Consider the following 24,551-nt stretch of genomic DNA (forward strand, 5'->3'; position numbering starts at 1 on the left):
TGTCGGTTCGTGGCTCGTTCAGCCGTCGGGAAGGTGAGAGCCGGCGCGGGCCGGCCCGATCCCGAGGGAGACGTCACGATGCGACTCACGATCACCACGTTCCTGACCCTGGACGGCGTCATACAGGCGCCGGGTGGGCCGGACGAGGACCGCAGCGGCGGGTTCGACCTGGGCGGCTGGGGGGCGCCGCTCTTCGACGACTCGCTCGGCGCGTACATGGGCGAGGTCTTCACCCACGCCGACGGGTTCCTCCTCGGCCGCCGCACGTACGACATCTTCGCCGCCTGGTGGCCGCAGGTCACCGACCCGCGGGACCCGATCGCCGGGCCGCTGAACCGGCTGCCCAAGCACGTCGCCACCACCCGCGGCGACGAGCTGACCTGGCCGGGAACGCAGCGGCTGACCGGCGACCTGGCGACGGCGGTCGGCGACCTGAAGCGCCGCCCGGGCCGGGAGCTTCAGGTGCACGGCAGCGGCGCCCTCGCGCAGTCGTTGATGCGCGAGGGGCTGATCGACACGTACCGTCTGCTCATCTTCCCGGTCGTGCTCGGACGCGGCCGGCGCCTGTTCGCCGACGCAGTGCCGCCGGCCGGGCTGTGGCTGACCGACAGCCGGACCTCCGGCAGCGGGGTGACGATGCTGACCTACGACCACGCGGGCGCGCCGGAGTTCGGCACCGTCGGGGGCTGACGTGGGCCTGCCCGCCGCCCATCCGGTCAGGCCGCTGCCGTGACGGCGGGCTCGTGCCGGACGGGGAAGTTCACCGAGTTGGCGATGAAGCAGGCGCGGTGGGCGTCGGCGTGCAGCGCCGTGGCGGTCTCGACCATGTCCGGCCGTGCCACGGTGACCGTGGGACGCAGGACCACGTCGGTGAACCGGCCTGCGGCCATGGTGCCCGACGCGGTGTCGGTGTAGTCGGTGACGACGACACCGGCCTCGGCGCACAGGTGCAGGTACCACAGCATGTGGCACTGGGCCAGCGACGCGACGAGCAGCTGTTCCGGGTTCCAGCGGGCCGGGTCGCCCCGGAAGGTGGGGTCGGAACTGCCGGGGATGGGCGGCGGGCCGTCCGCGGTGACCAGGTGGTCGCGGTCGTAGTCGCGGTAGCCGCTGGTGCCGGTGCCGCGGTTGCCGGCCCACGTGACGGTGGTGCGGTAGTGGTGCTCGCGCATGGGCCCAGTCTGCCGGGCCGGTGTGACGGGCCACCAGACGTCCCCGGTCCGGAAGATCGACCCGATGCCGCTGGCATCGGGTCGATCGGCGCTCCGGGCAGCCGCGATGCCGCCGGCCGGGAGACGACCACCGGGGTCAGAGGGCGGCGGCGAGCAGGTCGACGACGGCGCCGGCCGGTCCGGTGCTGGCGCTGCGGTAGCCGGTGCCGGCCCACAGGTGCAGCCGGTCGGGGTCGCCCGCCGCGGCGGCGGCCGCCCGCATGCCCCGGGTGAGGTGGTGCACCGCCGGGTAGCCCAGCGGCGCCGTGGCCTCGTACCGCTCGACGAAGCCGTTGCGCAGGCCCCGGGCGGGCCGGCCGGTGAAGGCGCGGGTGATGACGGTGTGGTGCGGGCCGCGTCGGCGACGGCGTCGCGGTGGGTGCGGCTCGCTCCGCTCTCGTCGGTGCGCCGGGTCGGGCAGGCCGAAGGTGAAGCTGGCCACTGGCACCGGGTCGGCCAGCAGCAGGTCGATCTTGTCGCGCCAGTGGTCGTCGTCGTGCAGCAGCGGGGCGGCGGCCAGGTCGAGGCCGTACGGTCCGCCCTCGGCGGCGATCTGGCCGGCGTACCGGCGGAACTCCGCCTCGCCGATCTCGGGCGGGCCGGGCACGAACAGGTTCACCCCGCACGGCGTGCCGGCCGCCCGCAGCTCGGCCAGCTCGGCGGCGACCGCCTCGGGGGTCTTGTAGCCGGCCGCGACGAAGCCGAAGCCGCCGGCCGCCGCGACGGCCGACACCAGGGCGCACGTGGTGGCGCCCCCGGCCATCGGCGCGCCGACGACCGGCGTCGCACCGCTGACGAAGTCCGTCCACACGTCCCCGCTCACCGCCCCAGCGTAGGCCCGGCGGACACCTCCCAGGCCGCTGCCGCCGCGACGAGCGTCCCGGCCCGCCGCCGTGGCGGGCCGGGGCGTTCGGTCAGTGCTGCGGAATGTGCGCGACGCCGATGCGCTTGCGGAACACCCAGTACGTCCAGCCCTGGTAGGCGAGCACGACGGGGGTGAACACCACCGCCACCCAGGTCATGATCTTCAGGGTGTAGGGGGTGGAGGCGGCGTTGGCCGCGGTCAGCGTGCCGGCGGCGTCCAGCGTGGAGGGCAGGACGTTCGGGAACAGCGCCGCGAACAGGGTCGCCACGGCCAGGCCGATCGCCACGGCGGTGCCGGTGAAGGCCCAGCCCTCCCGGCGTACCCGGGCGGCGGCGAGACCACCGACCAGCGCCAGGGCGGCGCCGACGGCGAGGACGACGGCGGCGGCGCTGGAGCGGATCGTCAGCGTCCAGGTGAGGAACGCGACCGCGAGCACGGCGGTGGCCACGCCGAGGCGTACCGCGAGGGCGCCGGCGCGCTCGCGGACGTCGCCGACGGTCTTGAGGGCGATGAACACGGCGCCGTGGGTGAGGAACAGCGCGAGGGTGGTGGCGCCGCCGAGCAGGGCGTACGGGTGGAGCAGATCGAACAGGCCGCCGGCGTACTCGTGGTCGGCGGTCAGCGGCACGCCGCGCAGGATGTTGGCGAACGCGACGCCCCACAGGACCGCCGGCAGCAGGGAGCCCCAGAAGATGGCGGCGTCCCAGCGGCGCTTCCAGGACGCCTCGGGGCGCTTGTGGCGGTACTCGAAGGCCACGCCGCGGGCGATCAGGGCGAGCAGGATGAGCAGCAGCGGCAGGTAGAAGCCGGAGAACAGGGTGGCGTACCACTCGGGGAACGCGGCGAACATGGCGCCGCCGGCGGTGATCAGCCACACCTCGTTGCCGTCCCAGACCGGGCCGATGGTGTTGATGAGGACGCGGCGTTCGCGGTCGTCGCGGCCGAGGACGGGCAGCAGCATGCCGACGCCGAAGTCGAAGCCTTCGAGGATGAAGTAGCCGGTGAAGAGGACGGCGACGAGGAGAAACCAGACGGTCGTCAGTTCCACGTGGGGCTCCGGGTCAGTAGGCGAAGGCGAGCGGGCGCTCGGCGTCGTCGGTGTCGTCGGGCTCGGGGGCCGGGGTCAGGTCGGGTACGCCCGCCCGGGCGTAGCGGACGAGCAGCTTGAACTCGACGACGGCGAGGGTGGCGTAGATGAGCGTGAAGGCGGTGAACGAGGTGAGGACCTCGGCCAGCGACACGCTGCGGGAGACGCCGTCGCGGGTGAGCATCTCGCCGAAGACGATCCACGGCTGGCGGCCCATCTCGGTGAAGATCCAGCCGAAGGAGTTGGCGACCAGGGGCAGCAGCGGCATGACCAGGCCGGCGCGCAGCAGCCACCGGCTGGTGGGGGTGCGGCCCTTGCGGTGGGTCCAGAGCACCAGCAGGGCGATCGCGGCGGCGGCCAACCCGAAGGCGATCATGAACCGGAAGCTCCAGTAGGTGACCGGGATGATCGGGGTGTAGCTGCCGGCGCCGTACTGGGCGGTGTACTGGGCCTGCAGGTCGTTGATGCCCTGCACGGTGCCGTTGGGGTCGCCGGTGCCGAGGTACGACAGCAGGTACGGGATCTTGATGGCGAACAGCTCCCGCGTGCCGTCGAGGCTGCCGACGGTGAGCACGGAGAACGAGGCGGGGCTCTCGGTGGCGTACAGGCCCTCGGCGGCGGCCATCTTCATCGGCTGCACCTGGGTCATGATCTTGCCTTGGATGTCGCCGGTGATGACGACCGCGGCGGCGGCGACCAGCGTCACCCAGGATCCGAACTTGGCGGCGAACCGGTAGGCGGGGGTGTCGGCGGAGCCGCGGTTGCGGATCAGGTGCCACAGGGCCACGGCGACCAGCAGCGACCCGGCGACGAGGAATGCCCCGGCGATCGTGTGCGGGAAGGTGATCAGGGCGACCTTGTTGGTGAGCACGGCGACGAAGTCGGTCAGCTCGGCGCGGCCCGACTCGGGGTTGACGCGGTAGCCGACCGGGTTCTGCATGAACGAGTTCGCGGCGAGGATGAAGTACGCCGACAGGTTGGTGCCGATGGCGGCGGCCCAGATGCTGGCGAGGTGCAGCCGTTTGGGCAACCGGTCCCATCCGAAGATCCACAGGCCGATGAAGGTGGACTCGAGGAAGAACGCCACGAGGGCCTCGATGGCGAGGAACGAGCCGAAGACGTCGCCGACGAAGCGGGAGTAGTCGCTCCAGTTCATGCCGAACTGGAACTCCTGCACGATGCCGGTGACCACGCCCATCGCGAAGTTGATCAGGAAGAGCTTGCCGTAGAACTTGGTGAGCTTGAGGTACTTCTCGTCGCCGGTGCGGTGCCACAGCGTCTGGAGGATGGCGACCAGCACGGACAGGCCGATGGTCAGCGGGACGAAGAGGAAGTGGTAGACGGTGGTGACACCGAACTGCCAGCGGGCGACGTCCAACGCGTCCACCTGGAAACCCCCAGCCATGCGTACTACGAGACGTAGTAAATACTACTGCTCGTCGTAGGCGTTTCGGCAGGGTCGAGGGGCCCGAAGCGGTCCGGGACCAATGACCTTGATCACCCCGGCCGGTCGGCCCGGGGCGGGACCCGTCCTCACCCCCTCGCGTGCGACCATTGCGCGCTGATGGACACCGCGCACTCCCGCTGGCGCCCGCCACTGATCTGGCGGGCCGCCCAACTGCTCGCCCGCGCCGCGGTCGGCGCCCTGGCCCGGCTGGAGGTCACCGGGGAGGTGCCGGCGCACCTGCGCCGCGGCCCCCTCGTGCTGGCCGCCAACCACATCAGCCCGTTCGACCCGATCGTGCTGGCCGCCGCGACCCGCGCCGCCGGCGTCGCCCCGCGGTTCATGGCCACCGGCGGGCTGTTCCGCGCCCCGGTCGTCGGGGCGGCGATGCGCCGCGCCGGGCACATCCGCGTCGAACGGGGCACCAGCGCCGTGCACAAGGCCCTCGACGACGCCGCCGCGGCGGTGGCCGGCGGATCGGCGATCCTCGTCTACCCGGAGGGGCGGATCGGCCTGGATCCCGGCCTGTGGCCCGAGCGCGGCAAGACCGGCGTCGCCCGCCTCGCCCTCGCCTGCGGCGCACCGGTGCTCCCGGTCGCCCAGTGGGGCTCGCACGAGGTGCTCCCCTACCGCACCCCGAAGGGCCTGCTGCCCGGCATCGCCCGGGCTCTGCTGCGCCGGCCGGTGGTGCGGGTGCACTTCGGCGCGCCGGTCGTGCTCACCGACCTGACGTACGGCACGCCGGGCGCCGCCCGCCGCGGCACCGACCGGATCATCGACGCGATCACCGACATCCTGGCGCCGCTGCGGCCGGACGAGCCCGACCGGCCCCGCCACGTCGACCCCGGGCGGCCCGTCGACACCAGCCGCGCCCACCGCCGCCACCGCTGACCGCCGTCCACCTTCCTGCCGGTGGCCCGGCGTGCGCGGCTCGCGGCCGGCGTGGACCGGCTCGCCCTCAGGCCGCCTGGACCGCCCTGACCACCTCGGTCACGGCAGCCGCGACCGGTGCGACCGGCGCGGCGAGGGCGGCGAGGCGGTGCAGCAACGCCTCGACCCGCGCCGGCCGCGGATCCGGGCGGGACAGTTCCTCGCGCACCTGCGCCGCCACCGCCACGGCCGGCTCCGGCAGGTCACCGCGGTGCCGGTCGACGAGCTCCACCAGCTGCCGCACCAGGGCCGCCACGTCGACCGCCGCCGGCGCCGTGGCGTGCAGGCTCCCCCCGGACGCGTACGCCCCGGGGCCGACCGCCTGGTTGCCCACCTGGCTGACCCCGCCCGACTGCTGGATCCCGTAGTTGATCTCCGTCATGTCCCGTCCTCACTCGCTGCGGGGCCGCCCACCGCGCGGCGCGGGCACCTGCTCCGCCCGCTGCTCGGCCCGAGCTCCCGTGCCCACCGCCTGGTTACCGACCACACTGAGCCCGCCGGTCTGGATCACCCCCTGGTTGAGGATCATGGTCTGCCGGCTGCGGAACTCGGCGGTGTCCACGCCCCGCTCGTCGAGGAAGTCCACGATGGCGGCCAGCACGTGCCGTTCCACCACCTTCAGGTGCTTGGCGGCGTCCAGCACCTGGAAGTAGTTGTGGTAGCCGGACCCGGCCGCCAACTCCCGCACGCCGGCCCGGGCCCCGTAGTCGTAGCCGAGATCCTCCCGGGCCAGCCGCCGTGCCCGCGCCCGCCTGCGGTGGTGGCGCAGCACCCGCACCGCGTCCCCGGTCAACCGCAGCGGCGCGCCGAGCGCCGTCCGCAGCAGCCCCTCCGCGCCGCTGGCGAGCAGCTGCGCGAACTGGCTCGCCGGCAGCCACTCGGTCAGCCGGTCCACGTCGTGGTGCTCCCACCTCGGCGGCTCCACCAGAGTGCGTGCGCACTCCAGGTAGAGCACCCGGCCGTCGGTGGAGAAGTGCAGGAAGGTGCCGGCCACCACCTCGCCGCCCCAGGACGGCACCAGCGCGCACAGGTAGTGCCGGGCCGCGCCCCGGGGACGGGCGGCCACCCGGCGGACCTCCTCGTCGGTCCAGTGCTGCCGCGGCGTCCGCTCCCGGTCGGGCAGCAGGCGCGCGTCGTCGGTGAGCATCCGCCCCCCGACGAAGATCCGGTCCTCCAGCAGCAGGTCCGGCAGCCGGTCGGCGTCCGGGCCGTCCCGCCCCACCGCCGCCAGCCGCGACCGGACATGGTCGATCAGGTCCAGCACCGCGAACGGCACCGGCTCGTCCGCCGCGGCGGCCCCGGCCGGCGCAGCGGGCAGCACCGACCCGGGCCCGGCCGGCACGATCGGCAGGGCGAACGACCACCCGGCCACCGGCGTGCCGTGCCCCACGAACGGGACGTACCCGCTGTAGACCGTGACGTTGCCCCGCTGCGCCTCGTCGACGGCGGCCAGCCGGGCGGCGTACCGGCCGTCGCGGGAGGTGTCCGGGGACGCCGGGCGGAACCGGCCGCGCCGGAGCCGGGTCACCAGCAGCCGCCGGGTGCCCAGCAGGTGGACCACGACCACCAGGTAGGCGACCACGCCGAACGGCAGGGCCAGCACCGGCCGGCCGACCAGCCAACCGGGCAGCCCGGTCCGCTCCTGCTCCGCGCCGGCCACGCCCTGCAGCTGCACCAGCAACATCAACGCGATCAACGCCACCGAGACCAGGGCAAGCACCGGCCCGAGCGCACCCTGCCGGGTCGGCCGGAACGGGGCCAGCCGCGTGCCGAGCACCATCGCCGCGCCGGCCAGCAGGGTCCACAGCGGCGAGAGCAGCACCGCGGCGCCGCCGGCGAGCAGCAGCCACCCGTCCCGACGGACGCGTCGACCGCGGGCGTGCAGGCAGTGCCGCAGCACCGACGTCAGGTCGAAACCCACCGACGGCGCGACGGCGCGCAGGTCGTCCTCGAGCACCTCGGCCAGCGCCCGCTCGGCGAAGGCCTCGTCGGTGTGCGCGGCCGCGCACAGGTAGCGGGTCGCCTCACTGCCCGCCTCCGGCGCAGCGGCCGTCCGCTTCGGCCGCACGTCCTCCCGGAGCATGCGCGTCACCTCCGTTCCACTGTCGCAGGGTCACCGGTCGGGGCCGGCCGCAACAGGGGCAGCACCCACGCCAGGAACACACCCAGCACGAAGCCGGCGTGCACCCCGTCGGCCAGCGCGCCCCGCACGTACTGCGGCCGGTCGTAGCCGTAGACGTCACCCGCGCCCAGCAGCACGAGCAGGACGACTCCGCCGGCGGCCGCCAGCGCGCCGCCGGCCACCGGCGCGGCGAACACGGCCAGCGCGCGGTGCACCGGCGACGGCGCCGGTACGGCGGCGGCCAGCCGGCGCAGCAGCCACACCGTGACCAGGACGAACACCAGCGTCCGGGCGTTCTGCGCCAGCCAGAACGGCAGCTGGCGGTCGTCGGTGATCCGCACCTCCCAGCGCAGTGCGAGCAGCGCGGACAGGATCATCTCGCCCGGGGCGGCGACGAGCGCGGCGAAGCCCTCGGCGTCCGACAGGTCGAAGCGCCACTCGGTCAGCGGCCGGGACACCCACGGGTTGCCGGCCGCCAGGACCAGCAGCACGACCACCCGGGCGGCGAGCGGGAGCCCGCCGCCCGGCGGCGGTGCCGGTGGCACCGCGGGCGGTGGCAGCGGATCCAGCGGTGCTCTGGTGAGCGGGCCGGGTGGCGTCGGCGGCTCCGCGCGGCCCGGCCCGGACGGCGTCCACGAGACCATGCGCCCATCATCGTCGGCGGCGCAGCCATCGTGATCGTTACTGTCCGACATGCGGCAGTTACCGCGGCGGCCGCGGCGTCACGTCCCGGCCGCCGGCCGGTCACCGGCGCGCCGCCGGCGCCCGGCATACTCCCTCGCGTGTTGACCGCCCCGCACCCCTACCTGGACGCGCCCGCGCCCCTCGCGTTCGCCCACCGCGGCGGCGCCGCCGACGGCGACGAGAACACCGCCGCGGCGTTCGCCCGGGCCGTCGAACTCGGCTACCGGTACGTCGAGACCGACGTGCACGCCACCGCCGACGGCGTCGCGGTGATCTTCCACGACGCCACGCTGCGGCGGGTCACCGGCGAGGCCGGCCGCATCGCCGACCTGCGGTGGGCCGACCTGGCGACGGTGCGGGTCGGCGGGGAGGCGGTGGTGCCGCGGCTGGACGAGGTGCTCGACGCGTGGCCGCAGGTGCGGTTCAACGTCGACGTCAAGGCCGACCGGGGCGTCGAGCCGGCCGTGACGACCGTGACCCGGTCCGGCGCCGCGGACCGGGTGCTGCTGGCCTCGTTCAGCGACGCCCGACTGACCCGGATGCGGGCGCTCACGCAGGGACGGGTGGCCACCAGCCTCGGCATGCGCGGCGTGGCCCGGCTGCGCATGGCGTCACTGACCGGCCGGCCGCTGCGGCTGCCGGAGTCGGTGGTCGCCGCGCAGGTGCCGGTCCGGTACGGGCGGGTACGGGTGACCGACCGGCGGTTCCTCGCCTACTGCCACCGCATCGGGCTGCAGGTGCATGTCTGGACGATCGACGAACCTGCCGAGATGCACGAGTTACTGGACCTCGGCGTGGATGGCATCATGACCGATCACGTCGGCGTGCTGCGCGACGTCTACCGCAGCCGCGGCCACTGGGCCGCCTGACCCGCCCGAAGGACCGCGATGGCCACCTTCCCCGCCACCACCGTGGACGACGTTCCCGCACCGTCGAGCACCCGTCGCGAACGCACCGGCTGGTACTTCTACGACTGGGCGATGTCGGCGTTCTCCACCACCGTCATCACCGTGTTCCTCGGGCCGTTCCTCACCACGGTCACCGAGCTCGCCGCCGGCTGCGAACTGGGCGCGGACACCTGCTCCGGGCACGTGTACCCGCTGGGGATCAAGGTGGCGGCCGGGTCGTACTTCCCGTACCTGGTGTCGCTGTCGGTGTTCCTCACCGTGTTCGTGCTGCCGGTGGTCGGGGCGGTCGCCGACCGGTCGGTGCACAAGAAGCGGCTGCTGGCCGCGGCGGCGTTCACCGGCGCCGGCGCCACCGTGGCGATGCTGTTCGTCACCGGCGACCGGTACCTGCTCGGCGGCGCCCTGTTCCTCGTCGCCAACATCGCCTTCGGCGCCGGCGTGGTCGTCTACAACTCGTTCCTGCCGCAACTCGGCGGCCCCGACGACCGCGACGGCATCTCCAGCCGCGGCTGGGCCCTGGGCTACCTCGGCGGCGGCCTGCTGCTCGCGCTGAACCTGGTCGCCGTGCAGAGCCTCGACAACGGGCAGCCGGAACGCACCCTGGACCTGGCCCGCTGGTCCATCGTGTCGGCCGGGCTGTGGTGGGCGCTGTTCACTCTGGTACCGCTGCGCTGGCTGCGGGAGCACCCCACGCCGGCCGCGCTGCACGGCGGCGGCAACGTCCTCACCGACGGGTTCCGGCAGCTCGGGCGTACGCTGCGGCAGCTGAAGGCGTACCCGCTGACGCTGTTCTTCCTGCTGGCGTTCCTGGTCTACAACGACGGCATCCAGACCGTGATCGCCCTGGCCAGCCAGTACGGCACCGAGGAGCTGCGGCTGGGGCAGAGCACGCTGATCGTCACCATCCTGCTGGTGCAGTTCCTCGCCTTCGGTGGCGCGCTGCTGCTCGGCGCGCTCGCCCGGCGCATCGGCGCGTGGAAGACCGTCCTGCTGAGCCTGGTGCTGTGGACCGGCGTGATCCTCGGCGCGTTCCGGCTGCCCGCCGAGGCGCCGCTGCCGTTCATGGCCCTCGGCGCGGCCATCGGCCTGGTGCTCGGCGGCAGCCAGGCGCTGAGCCGGTCGCTGTTCAGCCAGCTCATCCCCGCCGGCCGGGAGGGCGAGTACTACGGCTTCTACGAGATCAGCGACAAGGGCACGAGCTGGCTGGGGCCGCTGGCGTTCGGCCTGGTGTTCCAGCTCACCAACTCCTACCGGGTGGGCCTGGTCTCCCTGCTGATCTTCTTCGTGGTCGGGTTCGTACTGCTGCTGGCGGTGCCGATGCGCCGGGCGATCGTGGCCGCCGGGAACACGCCGCCGCGCGTGCTGTAGGGGCAGACGGAGGACCGGGACCGGACCCGCGCGGACCGCACCCCGGCGCGGCCGGAACTGGATCATGCGGCCGAACGAGGACCGTCGATGGATTATGCTGCCCGACCGTGACCGACGACGCCGCTGCCCCGACCTGCCTGGCACGCCCGCTGCCCGGCCCCGACGAGCAACCCGCCGGCTGCGCCGCCGCCCGTGCCGTCGACGGGCGCCCGCTGCACGCCGCGGCGCTGCGGTTCTACTGGGGGCCGATGGACTGCGGCAAGTCCACCATGGCGTTGCAGATGAACCACAACCACGCCCGGCAGGGCCGCCGGGGCCTCGTCACCACCCGCATCGACCGGTCGCTTGGCCCGCAGGTCACCACCCGCATCGGGCTGGCCCACGAGGCCGTCGAGGTCACCGACGACCTGGACCTGCGCACCCTGGTACGCGACACATGGGCCGAGGGCGTCCGCGTCGACTACCTCATCTGCGACGAGGCGAGCTTCTACAGCGTCGCGCACGTCGAGCAGATGGCCGAGCTCGTCGACAGCTACGACGTCGACGTGTACGCGTTCGGCCTGGCCACCGACTTCCGGTCGTGCCTGTTCCCCGCCGCGCAGCGGCTGTTCGAACTCGCCGACCAGGTGGCCCGCATCCAGGTCGAGGTGTTGTGCTGGTGCGGCCGGGAAGGGCTGCTCAACGCCCGCGTGGTCGACGGCCGGGTGGTCCGGGAGGGCGCCCAGGTCGTCATCGGCGACACCGTCGACACCGCCGAGGTCCGCTACCAGGTGCTCTGCCGCCGCCACTACCGCGCGGGGGACCTCGGCCCGCGCTGACCCGGCGCCGGGGCGGACCGCGTTGGACACGGTTTGATCACGGCGCGAACCTTTCCGGAACCCTCGCCCCTCTCACGCACGACGGGACGGCGACCGGCGCCGCCCCGCCCTGCGCGTACGGGGGGTACACCACGACATGAGGCTCGCGTTACGACGGGCCCGCGGGGCCAGGGGACTGCTCCTCGCCGCGGCCGGGGCGACCCTGGTGGCCACCGCCGCCCTCACCGGCCTCGCCGCCTACAACGACGACGTCGTCGCCTCCGGCACCGCCAGCGTGCTGACCGAGGCCACCGCCGAGGAACGGTCGATCCTGGTCCGCGGCCCGGCCGGCGGCACCGCCGAGGCCCTGCGGGAGCGGGACACCACCCTGCGGGAGCACGTCACCGCGCACCTGCCCGGCCTGGACCCGACGGTGACCGCCGCCGGGTACGCCGCCGGCCGCCAGTTGCGCGGCGACACCGGCTCGGCGGTCGGCGACGCGGGCGGAACCGTCTACGCGTCGGTGATGTTCCTCGACGACCTGGCCGCGCACGCCCGGCTCACCGCCGGCGCCTGGCCGCAACCGGGCGCCGGCCCGGTGCAGGCCGCCCTCGCCGCGCCCGCCGCCGCGGTGCTGGGCGTCGACGTCGGCGACCGGGTTCCGGTCACCGACGGCTTCACCGGCCGGGTCACCCAGGTCACCGTGGTGGGCCTGTTCACGCCCATCGACCCGGCCGACACGTACTGGCGGCTCGCTCCGGAGGCGGCCACCGGCACCCTGCCCCAGTCGGCCACGTACGGACCGTTCACCGTGCACCGCGACGACTTCCTCGCCGGTTTCCGCACCAACGCCTCCGCCGGGTGGCTGGTCGAGCCGGACCTGCGCGGTGTCACCGGCGGCGCCGCCCTCGACCGGCTCGCCGACGGCGTCACCAGGGTCGCCGCCACCGCGCCCCGCGAGGCCGGCCTCGGCGACTCCGGCACCGCCCTCACCACCCTCGACGACCTGGTGCAGCGCCTGCAACGGGCCACCCTGGTCGGGCGGTCCGCCCTGGTCACCCCCATGCTGCTGGTGGTCGTGCTCGGCGGGTACGCGCTGCTGCTCGTCGCGCTGCTGCTCACCGAGCACCGCCGTGCGGAGACCGCGCTGCTGCGCGCCCGGGGCGCCGCCCGAGCCCAACTCGCCGGGCTCGCCGCCCGGGAGGCGGCGCTGGTCGTCCTGCCCGCCGCCGTGCTGGCACCCCCGCTGGCGGCGCGGCTGCTCGCGTACGCCGAACGGGTGCCCGCCCTGGCCGCGGTGTCGGCGGGGCCGGGCGCCACCCTGACCGGCCCGCTGTGGCCGGTCGCGGCCCTCGCCGCCGCCGGCTGCCTGGTGGCCATGCTGGTGCCCAGCCTGCGCGGCGGCGGCACCTACGTCGCCGACCTGGCCAGCCGGTCCCGGCCCAGCCGCCGCGGCCTGGTCCAGCGCGCCGGCGTCGACGTCGTACTGGTGGCACTGGCCGTCCTGAGCTGGTATCAGCTGCGCCAGTACTCGTCGCCGCTGTCCCGCAGCCGCTCCGGTGCCCTGGACGTGGACCCGCTGCTGGCCGTCGCGCCCACCATCGGCGTGCTGGCCGGCGCGGTGCTCGCCCTGCGGCTGCTGCCGCCGCTGACCCGGCTGGCCGAGCGGTGGGTGGACCGCAAACCCTGGACCGCCACCATCCTCGGCACCTGGCAGGCGGGGCGACGCCCGCACGCCGGCCCGGTGCTGCTGCTCGCCCTCGCCGTCGCGGTCGCCACCCTCGCCTGGACCCTCAGCAGCACCTCGCAGCAGTCGCTCGACGACCAGGCCGGCCACCGCGTCGGCGCCGACCTGCGGTTGACCGAGCTCAACGGGTCCGCCCCGGACGACCGGGCCGACCAGTTCGCCGCGGTACCCGGCGTCGAGGCGGTCCTGGCGACCTGGCGGGAGACGATCCGGATCGGGCCGGACAACGCGCCGGCGTCGGTGGTGGCCTGGGACGCCGGCGCCGCCGAACCGGTGGTGCGGATGCGCCCGGACCTGGCCGGCGGTTCGGCCACCGAGCTGTTCGGCGACCTCGGGCGGGCTCGGGTCACCGCCCCACACGCCGAACTGCCCGCCGGCGCCCGTACGCTCACCGGCCAGCTGCTGGTGCAGGGCAGCGACCTGACCGCGCGGGTGCGCAGCCACGCCGTGCTCGTCGAGCCGCACGGCGGGCACCGGCGGTTGTTGCTCGCCGACGTCCCGGCCGGCGAGCCGGTCCGGTTCTCCGTGGACCTTCCGGCCGGTGCCGGCCCGTGGCGGCTGGCCGGCTTCACCGCCGAGACGGTGGGTTCCCCGGCGGCGTCCGTGGACTGGCGGCTGACCGACCTCCGGGCCGGCACCGATGCCACGACGGGCACCAGGGTCGACCTCGGCGGCGCCGGGAGGTGGCAGGTGCTGAACCGGGGCGGGCCCGTCGCCAGCTACAACGCCGACGGTGACGGGCTGACCGTCCACTACACGCGCAGCGCGCAGGCCGGCGCGTGGAGTATCGGCGGCCTGTCGGCGGTCCAGTTCGCCATCGCACCGCCCGTAGCGGCGAAGCCGGTGCCCGTGGTGGCCACCCCGCCGGCGCTCGCCGCTCTGCGGCTCGACGTCGGCGCGCAGACCCGGCTCGTCCTCGGTGGCACCGAGGTCGACGTCCGCTTCGTCGACGTCGCGGAGTCGGTTCCGGGCGGCACCGAGAGGGCCGCCTTCCTGGTCGACCTACCGTCACTGAGCACCCGGGTGTTCCACAGCAACGGCCTCGTCCGATCACCGCAGGAGTGGTGGCTGACGGTCCGGCCGGCGCAGCGCGAGCAGGCGGCGACGGCCGTCGGCGCGCTCGGCGGCCTGACCGTCCTCGACCGGGGGCGGATCACCGCCGACCTGGCACGGGAACCGTTCGGCGTCGGCGCGCGGGGGGCGTTGTTCGCCGCGGCCCTGGCCGCGGTGCTGCTCGCCGCGGTCGGCGTCGCCGTGGACGTCAGTGCGACCGCCCGCCGGCGCGCCACCGAACTGGCGGTCCTGCACACGCTCGGCGCCGGACACCGCCTGGTGGCCCGCTCGCTCCTGGCCGAACAGGGGCTCCTGGCCGGGATGGGCGTGCTGGTCGGCCTGTTCGTCGGGGTGGGTGTCGCCGCGACGATGGCCCCGCTGGTGATCCTCACCCCCGCGGCGCAGCGACCCGACCCGCCGCCGCTGCTGCACGTGGACTGGCCGCCGATCGTCGCCACCGGCGTCGGCCTGCTGCTGCTCGCGCTGGCCTTCAGCGCGGCCGTCTCGTTGACCATGCGACGCCGCCTGGCCGGCAGCCAGCTGCGCATCGGGGAGGAGCGATGATGGCGGGGAGGGTGGTGCGGCGGCTGCGGGTGCTGGCCGCGCACGCGGGCCTGCTGGCCGGGCTGGGGCTGGTGGCGGCGGTGCTGCTCACCGCCACCCCCCGGCTGGTCAACCACTACGCCGACCGGGCGCTGCGCGCGGACGTCGCCGCCGAGCCGTACCTGGTCCGCGATCTGTCGATCGTCACCACCACGCTGCCGGACAGCTCGTTCGCCGCCGCCGCCGGTGAGCGCGACCTGAACCGGTACGCGGCCGCCCTGCCGCAGCCGCTACCCCGGCTGGTCGGCCCGAGCTGGTACTTCGCCGCGTTCAACCCCGACCGCCTGATCGCGACCGGCGACAGCCCCCCGATGAACGGCGGCGCCCCCAAACAGATCGGCCTGTACGCCCAGACCGGCCTGCAGGAGGCCGCGGTGCTGCGGGCCGGGCGGTGGCCCGCCTCCACCCGCGGGCAGGCCCAGGTCGCCGTCTCCGAACCGGTCGCCGAGCTGCTCGCCCTGCGGCCCGGCACGCCGATCCGGTTCACCGGCTCCCGGGGCGGTACACCCGCCCAGGCCGTGGTGTCCGGAGTCTTCGCCGCCCGCGACGGCAGCGACCCGGCCTGGGAAGGTCTGAAGCTGGCCCTGGACCCGGTGGCGCCACAGAACGACGGTGATCCGTACCTGGCCGTCGCGGTCACCGACTGGGCCGGCATCGACGCCGTGGCCAGGCAGAACACCACCGAGGTGAGCTACGGCTGGCGGTACCGGATCGACGAGCGGCGGTTGGACGCGTCCGACCTCCCGGCGGTCATCTCGGCCGTGGGCCAGGCCCGGCGCACCGAGTTCGAGCGGTCCAGCGCCGTGGCCACCTCGCTGGACGTGGTACTGACCCGGTTCACCGAGCAGCTGCGTTCGGCGCGGGGGCTGCTCGCCGTCGTGCAGGCCGGCCTGGTGGCCAGCCTGCTGGGGCTCATCGTCCTGGCGGCCCGGCTCGCGGTGCAACGCCGCCACGACGAGTTGGCGCTGCTGCGTGCCCGCGGCGCCGCGCTGGCCGGCATCGGCGGCTGGACCCTGGCCGAGGCGGTGCTCGTGCAACCCGTCGCGGTGCTGGCCGGCGTCCTCGTCGGCGCCCAGGTGCCGGGCCGGGCCGACGGCGTCACCTGGCCGCTTCTGCTGCTGCTGGCGCTGCTCACCGCCGGGGTGGTGCCGGTGCTGGCGATGGCCGGGCACCGGCGGATCGGCGTCGTCGCCGCGCGTAAGGACCTGACCCGGGCCCGGCCGTCGGCGCGGCGGTTGACGGTGGAGGCGACCGTGCTGCTGGTGGCGGTGGCCGGGGTGCTGCTGCTGCGTCGCCGCGGGCTCATCGCCGCCGACGGCGTGGACGCCTACCTGTCCTCGGTGCCGGTGCTGGTGGCGGTCGCCGCGGCGCTGGTCGCGCTGCGGGTGCTGCCGTGGCCGCTGCGGCTGGTGGATCGGGTGGCCGCACGGGCCCGCGGTGCCCTGCTGTTCCTCGGGGCGGCGCGCGCCGGCCGGGGCGCGCCGGTGACCCTCGGACCGCTCGCGGTGCTGATCGTCGCGGTGAGCACCGGGGTGTTCGGAGCGGTGGTGGCCACCACCGTGGACGAGGCACGGGACCGGGCCAGCACCCTGACCGTGCCGGGCGACGCGTGGCTGACCGGGTACGCCTTCGCGCCGGACAGCGCCGAGCGGCTGGCTCGCGTGTCCGGTGTGGAGGAGGTGGCGCGGGTGTGGGCGGAGTCCAACCGGCGGGTGCTCTCGGACGCCGGCCCGCGGGCACGGCTGCTCGGCCAGGCCCGGGTGCTGGTGGTCGACGCGCCCGCGTTCGCCCGGGTGGCGCAGCGCAGCGGCGTTGACGTCGACGTGCCCGCCGCGCTGCGCGCCGCCGCACGCGGCGACGGGCCGGTGCCGGCGGTGGTCTCCCCGCAGGTCGCGAAGCTGCTCGCCGGCGGCGGGGCGGCCGACGTGCAGAACCGGCTCTACGAGTTCAGCGTCGCCGCCGTGGCGGAGCAGTTCCCCGGGGTGGGGCTGGGCAGCGAACGGTTCGTGGTCCTGCCGTGGCAGGCGTTGCCCGAGTACGCGGCCACCCCGATCGTTCCCAACCGGTATCTGATCGCCGGGACGGACATCGACGTGTCCCGGCTGGTGCAGGTCGCCGACGACGAGCAGCGATCCTGGCAGGCGGCGGTGCTCGGCGCCGAGGTGAACCGGCCGGAGCTGCCGGCGCGGCTGCAGACCTGGGAGGCGTACCGGGAAGGGCTGGACCGCACCGGCGCCAACGAGGTGCTCACCTTGGCGTTCGCGGCGGGCGCGGCCGGCGGCACCGCGCTGGCGCTGCTCGCGGTCGGGTTCGCGGTGGTCGCCGACGCCGCGGGCCGGGGCCGGGTGCTGTCCCGGCTGCGCACGATGGGGCTGTCCGGTGCTCAGGGGCGGCGGCTGCTGGTGTACGAACTCGTGCCGCTGGTGGTCGTCGCGGCGGTGGCCGGAGCGACGGTCGGGGTGGCGCTGCCGCGACTGCTCGGGGATTCCCTCGGGCTGTCGGCGTTCACCCCCGGGGTGGCCGTGCGGGACCACCTGGACCCGCTGGTGGTGGGCGGGGTGCTGGCCCTGGTGGCGGTCGGCCTGCTGGCCGGGCTGGCCGTGGAGAATCTGGCGAACCGCCGGATGCGTCTCGGTGAGGTGCTCCGGGTGGGAGAGGAGAACTCATGACTGCGGTCGAGGAGAAGGCACCGGACCTCGCGACGCTGCAACGGCGGGCGGCGGAACGCGCCGCCGCCCGCGCCGGTGGCGCCGACCGGCTGCGCGGGCACATCGTCTGCGACGGGCTGGTCCGCATCTTCACCACCGAGGGCGTCGAGGTCGTCGCGTTGCAGGGGCTGGACCTGGTGGTCGACCGGGGCGAGCTGGTCGCCATCGTCGGCGCGTCCGGGTCGGGCAAGTCGACCGTGCTGAACATCCTGTCCGGGCTGGACGTGCCGACCGCCGGCATCGCCCGCGTCGCCGGCTACGACCTGCTCACCATGTCGGCGAAGAAGCGGCTGCGCTACCGCCGCCACACCGTCGGGTTCGTGTGGCAGCAGACCGGACGCAACCTGCTGCCGTACCTGACCGCGCGGGAGAACGTGGAGCTGCCGATGCGGCTGGCCGGGCGGCGCGGGCGGGGGCTGCGCCGGCGCGCGGACGAGCTGCTGGACCTGGTCGGGGTGGGCTACTGCGCGGACCGCCGGCCGGGGCAGATGAGCGGCGGTGAGCAGCAGCGCTGCGCGATCGCGGTGGCCGTCGCCAACGACCCGGAGGTGCTGTTCGCCGACGAGCCGACCGGGGAGCTGGACGAGGCGACCGCCGGGGAGGTGTTCGCCGCGCTGCGCACCATCAACGCCGAGCTCGGCGTCACGATCGTGGTGGTCACCCACGACCACCAGGTCGCCTCCCAGGTCCGCCGGACGGTGGCGATCCGCGACGGCCGCACCGCCTCGGAGGTGCACCGCTCGTCCCGCATCGGCGCCGACGGTGTCGAGGAACTGGTCACCGAGGAGTACGCGGTGCTGGACCGGGCCGGCCGCATGCAGCTGCCGGCGGCGTTCGTCGACGCCCTGGCGCTGCGCGACCGGGTGCGGCTCAACCTGGAGCCGGACCACGTGCAGGTGCGGCCCGGCGTGGACCCGAGGACGGAGGACAAGTGATGGGCGACGAGCTGGTACGCGTCGAGGGGGTCAGCCGCGACTACGGCAGCGGCGACCGGGTGGTGCACGCCGTGCGCGAGGTGTCCTTCACCGCCGGCCGCGGGGAGCTGGTGGCCATCCGGGGCCGCTCCGGCGCCGGCAAGACGACCCTGCTCAACCTGATCGGCGGCCTGGACACGCCCACCGCCGGGCGGATCCACGTCGCCGGGCACGAGGTGACCTCCGCCGGCGAGCGGGAACTGCTGGAGCTGCGCCGGGACACCATCGGTTTCGTGTTCCAGTCGTTCGGGCTGATCCCGATCCTGTCCGCGGCGGAGAACGTCGGGATGCCGATGCGCCTGGCGAAGGTGCCCGCCGCCGAACGGGAGCAGCGGGTGGCGGTGCTGCTGGAACTGGTCGGCCTCGGGGGGCACGCGGCGCAGCGCCCGTACGAGATGTCCGGCGGGCAGCAGCAGCGCGTGGCGATCGCCCGCGCGCTGGCCAACGACCCGCCGCTGCTGGTCGCCGACGAGCCGACCGGTCAGCTCGACTCGGAGACCGGCCGGTCGGTGATGGATCTGCTGCGGGCGCTCGTGCACGCCCGGGGGATGACCGCTCTGGTGGCCACCCACGACCCGACGCTGATGGAGCTGGCCGACCGGGTGCTGGTGCTGCGCGACGGCCGGCTGGTCGAGGCGGGCGAGCCGGTGCCGGCCTGACCGCGCAGCCGGTGCCGGCCTGACCGCGCAGCCGGTGCCGGGCCGGCCGCGTCAGTAGGGGTCGCCGCACACCCGCCAGCCACCGTCCTCCTTCACCACGGTCATCTCCCGCTGCTCGGTGGTGCCGCTGTCGCGGGTGAGCCGCACGGTGACCGTGCCCTGGGGACGGCCGCGGCGGGTGGCGACCGACACGTCGAGGATCTCGTAGTCGCTGACCGTCGGCGGGGTGCGGACCCAGCTGGTGAAACCGAGCTGGCTCCAGCGGGTGCGGGCGTCGGCGCACAGCCGGTCGTACGCGCCGTCGGTGTCGCCGGCGGTCACCGACCGCAGGAATCCGTCGGCGGTCTCCCGCACCGGGCCGCTGGCCTGCGTGACCACCTGCAGGTTCCGGGCGCCGAGGCCGGCGACGCCGACGCAGCACAGCGCGACGCCGACACCGGCAAACACCAGCCCGGCGCGCACCGGTCGGCGCGGCCGGGCCGGCCGGCTCCACGGCTGCTCAGCGCCCACCCGTCGACCGTAGGCAACGGGCCGGCCCGCGCGCAGGAAGTCGGCCCCTGTCGCGGTCGTCACCGGATCGTCTACCGTCGGCGCAAGCCCCGGACACGTGCCCAGGAGCCCGCCGATGAGCCGCCCCGCGCAGCGGTGCCCGTCCGGCACCCCGCCGACACCGGACCGGCGGCTGCGCCCGTCCGGCACACGCCGGCCGCGGTCCGAGGCGCGCCGGGGGTGGCGACGATGAGCGGATCCCCGGTGGCGGCGCTGATCGAGCTGGGCGACGAGCGGGGCGCGCCCGGTGCGGACGTCCCCCGCCGGGCCCGGCCCCACCGGGGGGAGTCGGCGCTGGCGGTGGCCGCCGGTTGCCTGCTGCTGCTCGGGCCGGCCGCTCCCGTGGCGGCGTTGCCGTCCGCCGTCGGGCCACCGGTGCCGGTGAGCGGCACCGTGCTGGTCGCCGGGGATTCGGTGCTGGTGGTGGACCCGCCGGAGCTGGCCGCGTACGACGCCGCGGCCCCGGACCGGGCACCCCGCTGGCGCGCGCGGGTGTCCGTCGCCGCCGGCTGGTCCGCCGAGTCCACCGCCGGGCTGCTGCTGATCGTGGAACGCGGCCAGGTCGGGCAGGCCACCGCCACCACCGCCCGCGACGCGGCCACCGGGCAGCAGCGCTGGCGGCGCCCCGACCGGGTGTACGCCGCCGGGGACCAGGCGATCGCGGTGACGGAGGTCCGCAGCGCCATCGAGCCGGGCCGGCGGGTCGAGGGCGCGGTGCGGGGCGTCGACCCGGCCACCGGGCGGACCCGGTGGACCGTGCCGGTCCCGTCCACCGCGGTGGTGACGGTGCTGCCGGAGGCGCCGGCGCGGGTGCTGCTGGTGCACGACAGCGGGCTGGCCCGGGTGCACGACGCGCGCGGCGGCGCCGCGCTGGGTGAGGGGCGCCTGCCGCCGGCCGACTACGCCCCGGACAACCCGCAGGTGGTCGGCGGCCGGCTCGTCCTGCGCCATCCCACCGCGGCGGGCCCGGTGCTGACCGGTTTCGACCTGCCCGCCTTCACGGCCCGTTGGCAGCGGCCGTTGCCCGGCGGCGAGCTGACCGTGCGCCGCTGCGCCGGCCTGCTCTGCCTGCACCTCGGGCGCACGCGGTGGGCGCTGCGGCCGGACACCGGAGCGCCGGCGTGGACGTGGCCGGACGGCGGTGCGTGGCGGGCCGTGCCGGGGCGGCGCCCGGCCGAGCCGCTGGTGCTGTTGCGTCCCGCCGCCGACCGGGAGCGGCTGTTGGTGGGTGTGGTCGGCCCGGACGGTCCCCGGGTACGCGGTGTGCTGCCGCCGGGGACCCGGGAGTGCCGTGCGGCGGTGACCCGCCTGGTGTGCCGCGTCGACGGGCGGGTGACCGTGTGGCGTCTCGACGGTCGCGGCTGACGGGGGCCCGTGCGTCGCCCGGCCGGCGTCAGCCGCGGCGGCGGGAGCGGGCCGCCCAGATCACGTACGCGGGGTCCCGGTCGAGGTTGTACCGGTCCCGGTCGTAGCGGCGGGTGGTACGCGGGTCGGCGTGGCCCATCGCGTCCTGCACGTCCTCCAGCGGCACACCCTCGGCGCGGGCGGTGGTGGCGAAGGAGTGCCGCAGCGAGTGCGGTGACAGCCGCGCCCAGGCCGCGATGCCGGCCTCCCGGGCGAGGCGGCGCACCAGCCGGAACACCGAGTGCCGGTCGAGGCGGGCGCCGGTCGCGGTGACCAGGAGCGGGCCGGTCAGCTGGTGCACCGGCACGCCGTGGCCGGCCGCCCGCTGCGCCAGGTACACGTCCACCGCGTACGCGGTGCCCGGCGTCAGCGCGCGGCGGCGGGCCTTGCCCCCCTTGCCGACGAACCGGACGCTGCGGTGACCGCGTTCGGCGCCCAGGTCGGCGACGTCCAGCGAGACGAGCTCCCCCACCCGCAGTCCGAGGTCGGCGAGCAGGGCGATCACCGCCCGGTTGCGGGCGGCGGTCGGGCCGGTGGCGGCCTCGGCCGCGGTGAGCAGCGCGTCGACCTCCTCCGGGGTGAGCCCGACCGTCGCCGAGTGGTCCCGGTCGATGCGGGGCCGGTCCGCGCCGGCCACCGGGTTCGCGTCGACGGCACGCAGCTTGACCAGGAAGTCGTACCAGCTGGACAGGGCGGAGAGTTTGCGGGCGACGGTGGCCGGGGTGAGCGGTTTACCGGTGCGCGCGGCGAGGGTCGACTCCAGTGTGCGGGCGTACTCGTTGACGTGCAGGAACGTCGCGCGCAGCGGATCCAGGTCGCGCTCGGCGCACCAGGTGAGCCAACTGGCGACGTCCCGCCGGTACGCGTCGCGGGTGTGCTCGCTCAGCCGCCGGTTACGCAGCCACGCCTCGGTGAAGTCGGCCGGGCCGGCGGGCAGTGCCGGTCGCGGCGACGGTCGGTGCCGCACCGGGGCGTCGGAGTGGAGCATGTGCGAAAGGTTCTCAGCACGGCCGGGGAAACGCTCGGAGGCGCGCCCTGCCGGTGTCGTCGCACACACGCGAGCGGGACGGCCCGGACGGCCGTCCCGCTGGTGTCCCGCCCGGCTCAGGCGCTGATCTGCTTGCGGCCGTTGCCGCCGGCGGTGACGGTCACCCGGCGCGGCTTCGCCCGCTCGGCCACCGGGATGCGCAGCGTGAGGACGCCGTTGTCGTACCCGGCCTCCAGTTTGTCGGTGTCGAGGGTGTCGCCCAGGAACAGTTGCCGGGTGGGAGGGTCAGCGGGCCCGGCTCGGCAGCAGGGCGACCAGCACCGCCGCCACCGCGAGGTGCATCGCGCCGAGGGTGACCTTCGCGCCGGCCGTGGCGTCGGTGGCGGCCACCGGGGCGAGCGAGACCAGGGCGACGAGCACCGCGAGAACGGTCCAGACCACGGTGGCCCGGCGGCGCGTGAGGCGCTCCAGGAGCGCGAGCACGCCCCATCCGAGCAGGGACGCCAGGAAGGAGACGAGGACCACCGGCGCGAGCCCGATGACCATCTCCGGCTGGCCGGGGTTCTTGACCGTGAAGTCGACGCCCGACAGGCGGCCGACGAGCCAGATCAGGACGCAGGCGGCGACGGCGGCGGCGACGGCGAGACCGCGGCGGCGGGTGGTGGACAGGGCGGCGATCGCGGGACGGGCGGTGGCGCTCATGGCGGCTCCTCGGTCGACGTGACGAGACAACGCGACCGTAGCAGATCGTCTCGTGCAGGACTATCTGCTGCCCAACCAATCGGGGCGGCTACCCGGCCCGCACGGTCCGGCGGCCGCGAGCCGTCCCCGCACCAGGGCCTCGATCGACCGGAGAAACGCCGCCCGGTCCGCCTCGGGCAGGCCGGCGAGCACGTCCCGCTGGATGCCGGCGGCGATCTCCTGCGCCCGGCCGAGCACCGCCCGGCCCTGCGGCGTCACCTCCACCAGGCGCGCCCGCCGGTCGGTCGGCGACGGGCGCCGCCGGGCCAGCCCGGCCGCCTCCAACTGGTCCAGCGTCACCACCATCGTGGTCTTGTCGATACCGCACAGCTCGCCGATCTGGCGTTGGGTCAGCTTCCCCGACCCGGCGCGCAACAGCACCAGGTGCGCCCGCGGTGAGATGCCCAGCTCCGCCAGGCCCTCCGCCTGCTCGGCCAGCAGCGCGTGGGTCGCCCAGGAGAGCAGGAACAACAGGTCGGGGGCGCCGTCCGGCGAGCACGAGGACATTCCCCGAGGCTAACAAGACCATCCCGAGCGGGATCATCTTCCGCGCTGACGGTCAACCCGCCCGCCAGTACACGCCCCGCTCCCGCGCCAGCAGCCCCTCGTCGACCAGGTACCGCCGCAGCGTCACGTGGTCCGACCCGCCCGCGGCGCACCAGCCGCGCAGCGCCTCGTCGACCGCGCGCTCCGGATACCGCTCCCCCGGCTCGAACGACCCGGCGATGTGCTCCAGCAGCACCCGACGTCGGCTCCGCTGCGCCGGCAGTCCGACCAGGACGCCGTCACGGAGGAAGGTCCGCAGGACCCGCTCGCCCACCGCCACCGGCCGCTCGGCGTCCGTCGGCGGTGGTGCGCTCCGGGCCGCTTCCCGCAGCCACCCGCCGTCGATCGCCAGGTCGCCGTCGTCGCCGGTGACCAGGCCCGCGTCGCGCAGCCGGCGCAGCGCGGTGACGACCTCCCGGCCGGCCAGCCCACTGCGGGCCGCGACCGCCGCGCGGTCCGTGGCCCCCAGCACGATCGCCGCGAACACGCGTCGTCGTCCGTCGTCGGCGAGCGCCCCCGCCAGCACCTGCGCAGTCATGCCGGTCACCCTGCCAGCGGCGTACGCGTCCCGCCAGGCGATATCGCCGGCGCCGCTCAGGCCGGCGGTTCCTCGGCCCGCAGCACCACCCGGCGCAGCAGATCGGACAGGACCCGTCGCTCGTCGGCGTCGAGGGCGCCGAGCAGGCGGCGTTCCTCGCCCCCGCGCACCGCCATGGCGCCGAGCCAGGCCGCGCGGCCCGGGTCGGTCAGCTCGACGTCGACCCGCCTGCGGTCCGTGTCGGACGGCACGCGGCGCACGAACCCCCGCCGCAGCAACCCGTCCACCCGAGCGGTGACCGAGGCGGGCGCCACGGCCAGATCGCGGGCGAGATCCGACGGTGCGGCGCGGCCCCCGCGGCCGGCCAGGGCGTGCAGCGTGTCGTACTCGTGACCCTGCAGGTTCCGCTCCGCCAGCGCTCGTTCCTTGACCGACCGCAGGTGCCGGGTGAGGAACTGCATGCGGCTGACCGGGCCCTCGACGTCCGGATCGATGTCGGGCAGCACGCCCATCCACCGCCGCACGTGCCGGTCGATACCGTCCTCAGGCGTCACGCCGCACAGCGTACGTCAACGACGAAATATTCGCTGTCGAAATGTTCGACGACGAAATATCGTCGGCGGGT

Annotated in this window: 23 protein-coding genes and 1 pseudogene; 10 read left to right on the top strand and 14 right to left on the bottom strand. The window is 75.3% G+C overall.

Annotated elements, in window-relative coordinates; genetic code table 11:
* Positions 1–78 precede the first annotated feature (78 nt).
* Positions 79–690: a dihydrofolate reductase family protein gene (locus GKC29_RS19610; protein ID WP_155332202.1), complete on the top strand. Its 612-nt coding sequence runs from the start codon at positions 79–81 to the stop codon at positions 688–690.
* 26 nt (positions 691–716) lie between these two features.
* Here GKC29_RS19610 and GKC29_RS19615 read toward each other — a convergent pair whose 3' ends face one another.
* The 4 genes from GKC29_RS19615 to GKC29_RS19630 form a co-directional block, all read right to left on the bottom strand.
* Entirely contained in the window at positions 717–1,172 is a 456-nt protein-coding gene (locus GKC29_RS19615; protein WP_155332203.1) for an OsmC family protein, read from the bottom strand.
* A gap of 136 nt (positions 1,173–1,308) precedes the next feature.
* Positions 1,309–2,034 carry a nitronate monooxygenase gene (locus GKC29_RS19620; protein ID WP_230688719.1) on the bottom strand — a complete coding sequence of 242 codons (726 nt, stop codon included), beginning with the start codon at positions 2,032–2,034 and terminating at the stop codon, positions 1,309–1,311.
* 91 nt (positions 2,035–2,125) lie between these two features.
* The gene (gene cydB, locus GKC29_RS19625) at positions 2,126–3,124 is read right to left on the bottom strand and encodes a cytochrome d ubiquinol oxidase subunit II (protein WP_155332204.1); all 999 of its coding nucleotides are present in this window, start codon (positions 3,122–3,124) and stop codon (positions 2,126–2,128) included.
* Between the two features lie 13 nt (positions 3,125–3,137).
* Positions 3,138–4,550, bottom strand: a complete 1,413-nt coding sequence (locus tag GKC29_RS19630; RefSeq protein WP_155334250.1) for a cytochrome ubiquinol oxidase subunit I — start codon at positions 4,548–4,550, stop codon at positions 3,138–3,140.
* Between the two features lie 177 nt (positions 4,551–4,727).
* Between GKC29_RS19630 and GKC29_RS19635 the strand changes: the two genes are divergently transcribed.
* Positions 4,728–5,498: a 1-acyl-sn-glycerol-3-phosphate acyltransferase gene (locus GKC29_RS19635; RefSeq protein ID WP_155332205.1), complete on the top strand. Its 771-nt coding sequence runs from the start codon at positions 4,728–4,730 to the stop codon at positions 5,496–5,498.
* A gap of 67 nt (positions 5,499–5,565) precedes the next feature.
* On the opposite strand, the gene GKC29_RS19640 is transcribed toward GKC29_RS19635, so the two are convergent.
* Genes GKC29_RS19640 through GKC29_RS19650 form a run of 3 tightly spaced genes read right to left on the bottom strand, consistent with a single transcriptional unit; the run spans position 5,566 to position 8,303 of the window.
* Positions 5,566–5,919, bottom strand: a complete 354-nt coding sequence (locus GKC29_RS19640; RefSeq protein ID WP_155332206.1) for a hypothetical protein — start codon at positions 5,917–5,919, stop codon at positions 5,566–5,568.
* 9 nt (positions 5,920–5,928) lie between these two features.
* Positions 5,929–7,620, bottom strand: coding sequence for a hypothetical protein (locus GKC29_RS19645; RefSeq protein ID WP_155332207.1), 1,692 nt, complete (start codon positions 7,618–7,620; stop codon positions 5,929–5,931).
* A gap of 5 nt (positions 7,621–7,625) precedes the next feature.
* Positions 7,626–8,303, bottom strand: a complete 678-nt coding sequence (locus GKC29_RS19650; protein ID WP_155332208.1) for a hypothetical protein — start codon at positions 8,301–8,303, stop codon at positions 7,626–7,628.
* A gap of 138 nt (positions 8,304–8,441) precedes the next feature.
* On the opposite strand from GKC29_RS19650, the gene GKC29_RS19655 reads away from it, so the two are divergent.
* The 7 genes from GKC29_RS19655 (at position 8,442) to GKC29_RS19685 (ending at position 19,160) form a co-directional block, all read left to right on the top strand.
* Positions 8,442–9,212: a glycerophosphodiester phosphodiesterase gene (locus GKC29_RS19655; RefSeq protein WP_155332209.1), complete on the top strand. Its 771-nt coding sequence runs from the start codon at positions 8,442–8,444 to the stop codon at positions 9,210–9,212.
* Between the two features lie 18 nt (positions 9,213–9,230).
* Positions 9,231–10,619 carry an MFS transporter gene (locus tag GKC29_RS19660; RefSeq protein ID WP_155332210.1) on the top strand — a complete coding sequence of 463 codons (1,389 nt, stop codon included), beginning with the start codon at positions 9,231–9,233 and terminating at the stop codon, positions 10,617–10,619.
* Between the two features lie 107 nt (positions 10,620–10,726).
* Complete coding sequence (locus tag GKC29_RS19665; protein ID WP_155332211.1) at positions 10,727–11,437, top strand: thymidine kinase; 711 nt, start codon at positions 10,727–10,729, stop codon at positions 11,435–11,437.
* A gap of 136 nt (positions 11,438–11,573) precedes the next feature.
* Positions 11,574–14,780: an FtsX-like permease family protein gene (locus GKC29_RS19670; protein ID WP_155332212.1), complete on the top strand. Its 3,207-nt coding sequence runs from the start codon at positions 11,574–11,576 to the stop codon at positions 14,778–14,780.
* Entirely contained in the window at positions 14,780–17,488 is a 2,709-nt protein-coding gene (locus tag GKC29_RS19675; RefSeq protein ID WP_155332213.1) for an ABC transporter permease, read from the top strand. Before GKC29_RS19670 ends, GKC29_RS19675 begins: the two co-directional genes overlap by 1 nt.
* Positions 17,485–18,462, top strand: a complete 978-nt coding sequence (locus tag GKC29_RS19680; RefSeq protein WP_155332214.1) for an ABC transporter ATP-binding protein — start codon at positions 17,485–17,487, stop codon at positions 18,460–18,462. The genes GKC29_RS19675 and GKC29_RS19680 overlap by 4 nt, the downstream gene beginning before the upstream one ends.
* Complete coding sequence (locus tag GKC29_RS19685) at positions 18,462–19,160, top strand: ABC transporter ATP-binding protein (protein ID WP_155332215.1); 699 nt, start codon at positions 18,462–18,464, stop codon at positions 19,158–19,160. Before GKC29_RS19680 ends, GKC29_RS19685 begins: the two co-directional genes overlap by 1 nt.
* 51 nt (positions 19,161–19,211) lie before the next feature.
* Here the strand turns inward: GKC29_RS19685 and GKC29_RS19690 are convergent, their stop codons facing one another.
* Complete coding sequence (locus GKC29_RS19690) at positions 19,212–19,670, bottom strand: DUF4878 domain-containing protein (protein ID WP_155332216.1); 459 nt, start codon at positions 19,668–19,670, stop codon at positions 19,212–19,214.
* Between the two features lie 228 nt (positions 19,671–19,898).
* Between GKC29_RS19690 and GKC29_RS19695 the strand changes: the two genes are divergently transcribed.
* Positions 19,899–21,074, top strand: coding sequence for a PQQ-binding-like beta-propeller repeat protein (locus GKC29_RS19695; RefSeq protein WP_155332217.1), 1,176 nt, complete (start codon positions 19,899–19,901; stop codon positions 21,072–21,074).
* A 28-nt stretch (positions 21,075–21,102) separates the two neighbouring features.
* On the opposite strand, the gene GKC29_RS19700 is transcribed toward GKC29_RS19695, so the two are convergent.
* From GKC29_RS19700 to GKC29_RS19725, 6 genes and pseudogenes are all read right to left on the bottom strand, one after another.
* Positions 21,103–22,101, bottom strand: coding sequence for a tyrosine-type recombinase/integrase (locus GKC29_RS19700; RefSeq protein ID WP_155332218.1), 999 nt, complete (start codon positions 22,099–22,101; stop codon positions 21,103–21,105).
* A 116-nt stretch (positions 22,102–22,217) separates the two neighbouring features.
* A pseudogene (locus GKC29_RS19705) lies at positions 22,218–22,379 on the bottom strand (Hsp20/alpha crystallin family protein); the annotation flags it as partial.
* Positions 22,380–22,386: 7 nt separating this feature from the next.
* Positions 22,387–22,803, bottom strand: a complete 417-nt coding sequence (locus tag GKC29_RS19710; protein ID WP_155332219.1) for a DUF6069 family protein — start codon at positions 22,801–22,803, stop codon at positions 22,387–22,389.
* Positions 22,804–22,863: 60 nt separating this feature from the next.
* Positions 22,864–23,349, bottom strand: coding sequence for a MarR family winged helix-turn-helix transcriptional regulator (locus tag GKC29_RS19715; protein ID WP_155332220.1), 486 nt, complete (start codon positions 23,347–23,349; stop codon positions 22,864–22,866).
* 52 nt (positions 23,350–23,401) lie between these two features.
* Positions 23,402–23,926, bottom strand: a complete 525-nt coding sequence (locus tag GKC29_RS19720; RefSeq protein ID WP_155332221.1) for a DUF2087 domain-containing protein — start codon at positions 23,924–23,926, stop codon at positions 23,402–23,404.
* Positions 23,927–23,982: 56 nt separating this feature from the next.
* Positions 23,983–24,480: a MarR family winged helix-turn-helix transcriptional regulator gene (locus GKC29_RS19725; protein ID WP_230688720.1), complete on the bottom strand. Its 498-nt coding sequence runs from the start codon at positions 24,478–24,480 to the stop codon at positions 23,983–23,985.
* Between the last annotated feature and the right edge of the window lie 71 nt (positions 24,481–24,551).

The organism is Micromonospora sp. WMMC415, assembly GCF_009707425.1.
In the GTDB taxonomy this organism is placed as follows: Bacteria; Actinomycetota; Actinomycetes; order Mycobacteriales; family Micromonosporaceae; genus Micromonospora.

Excerpts from the sequence above, each read along its gene's own strand:
- GKC29_RS19610 (WP_155332202.1), top strand. The coding sequence starts at position 79 with ATGCGACTCACGATCACCACGTTCCTGACCCTGGACGGCGTCATACAG.
- GKC29_RS19615 (WP_155332203.1), bottom strand. The coding sequence starts at position 1,172 with ATGCGCGAGCACCACTACCGCACCACCGTCACGTGGGCCGGCAACCGC.
- GKC29_RS19635 (WP_155332205.1), top strand. The coding sequence starts at position 4,728 with ATGGACACCGCGCACTCCCGCTGGCGCCCGCCACTGATCTGGCGGGCC.
- GKC29_RS19640 (WP_155332206.1), bottom strand. The coding sequence starts at position 5,919 with ATGACGGAGATCAACTACGGGATCCAGCAGTCGGGCGGGGTCAGCCAG.
- GKC29_RS19645 (WP_155332207.1), bottom strand. The coding sequence starts at position 7,620 with ATGCTCCGGGAGGACGTGCGGCCGAAGCGGACGGCCGCTGCGCCGGAG.
- GKC29_RS19650 (WP_155332208.1), bottom strand. The coding sequence starts at position 8,303 with ATGGTCTCGTGGACGCCGTCCGGGCCGGGCCGCGCGGAGCCGCCGACG.
- GKC29_RS19660 (WP_155332210.1), top strand. The coding sequence starts at position 9,231 with ATGGCCACCTTCCCCGCCACCACCGTGGACGACGTTCCCGCACCGTCG.
- GKC29_RS19670 (WP_155332212.1), top strand. The coding sequence starts at position 11,574 with ATGAGGCTCGCGTTACGACGGGCCCGCGGGGCCAGGGGACTGCTCCTC.
- GKC29_RS19675 (WP_155332213.1), top strand. The coding sequence starts at position 14,780 with ATGGCGGGGAGGGTGGTGCGGCGGCTGCGGGTGCTGGCCGCGCACGCG.
- GKC29_RS19680 (WP_155332214.1), top strand. The coding sequence starts at position 17,485 with ATGACTGCGGTCGAGGAGAAGGCACCGGACCTCGCGACGCTGCAACGG.
- GKC29_RS19685 (WP_155332215.1), top strand. The coding sequence starts at position 18,462 with ATGGGCGACGAGCTGGTACGCGTCGAGGGGGTCAGCCGCGACTACGGC.
- GKC29_RS19695 (WP_155332217.1), top strand. The coding sequence starts at position 19,899 with ATGAGCGGATCCCCGGTGGCGGCGCTGATCGAGCTGGGCGACGAGCGG.
- GKC29_RS19700 (WP_155332218.1), bottom strand. The coding sequence starts at position 22,101 with ATGCTCCACTCCGACGCCCCGGTGCGGCACCGACCGTCGCCGCGACCG.
- GKC29_RS19710 (WP_155332219.1), bottom strand. The coding sequence starts at position 22,803 with ATGAGCGCCACCGCCCGTCCCGCGATCGCCGCCCTGTCCACCACCCGC.
- GKC29_RS19715 (WP_155332220.1), bottom strand. The coding sequence starts at position 23,349 with ATGTCCTCGTGCTCGCCGGACGGCGCCCCCGACCTGTTGTTCCTGCTC.
- GKC29_RS19720 (WP_155332221.1), bottom strand. The coding sequence starts at position 23,926 with ATGACTGCGCAGGTGCTGGCGGGGGCGCTCGCCGACGACGGACGACGA.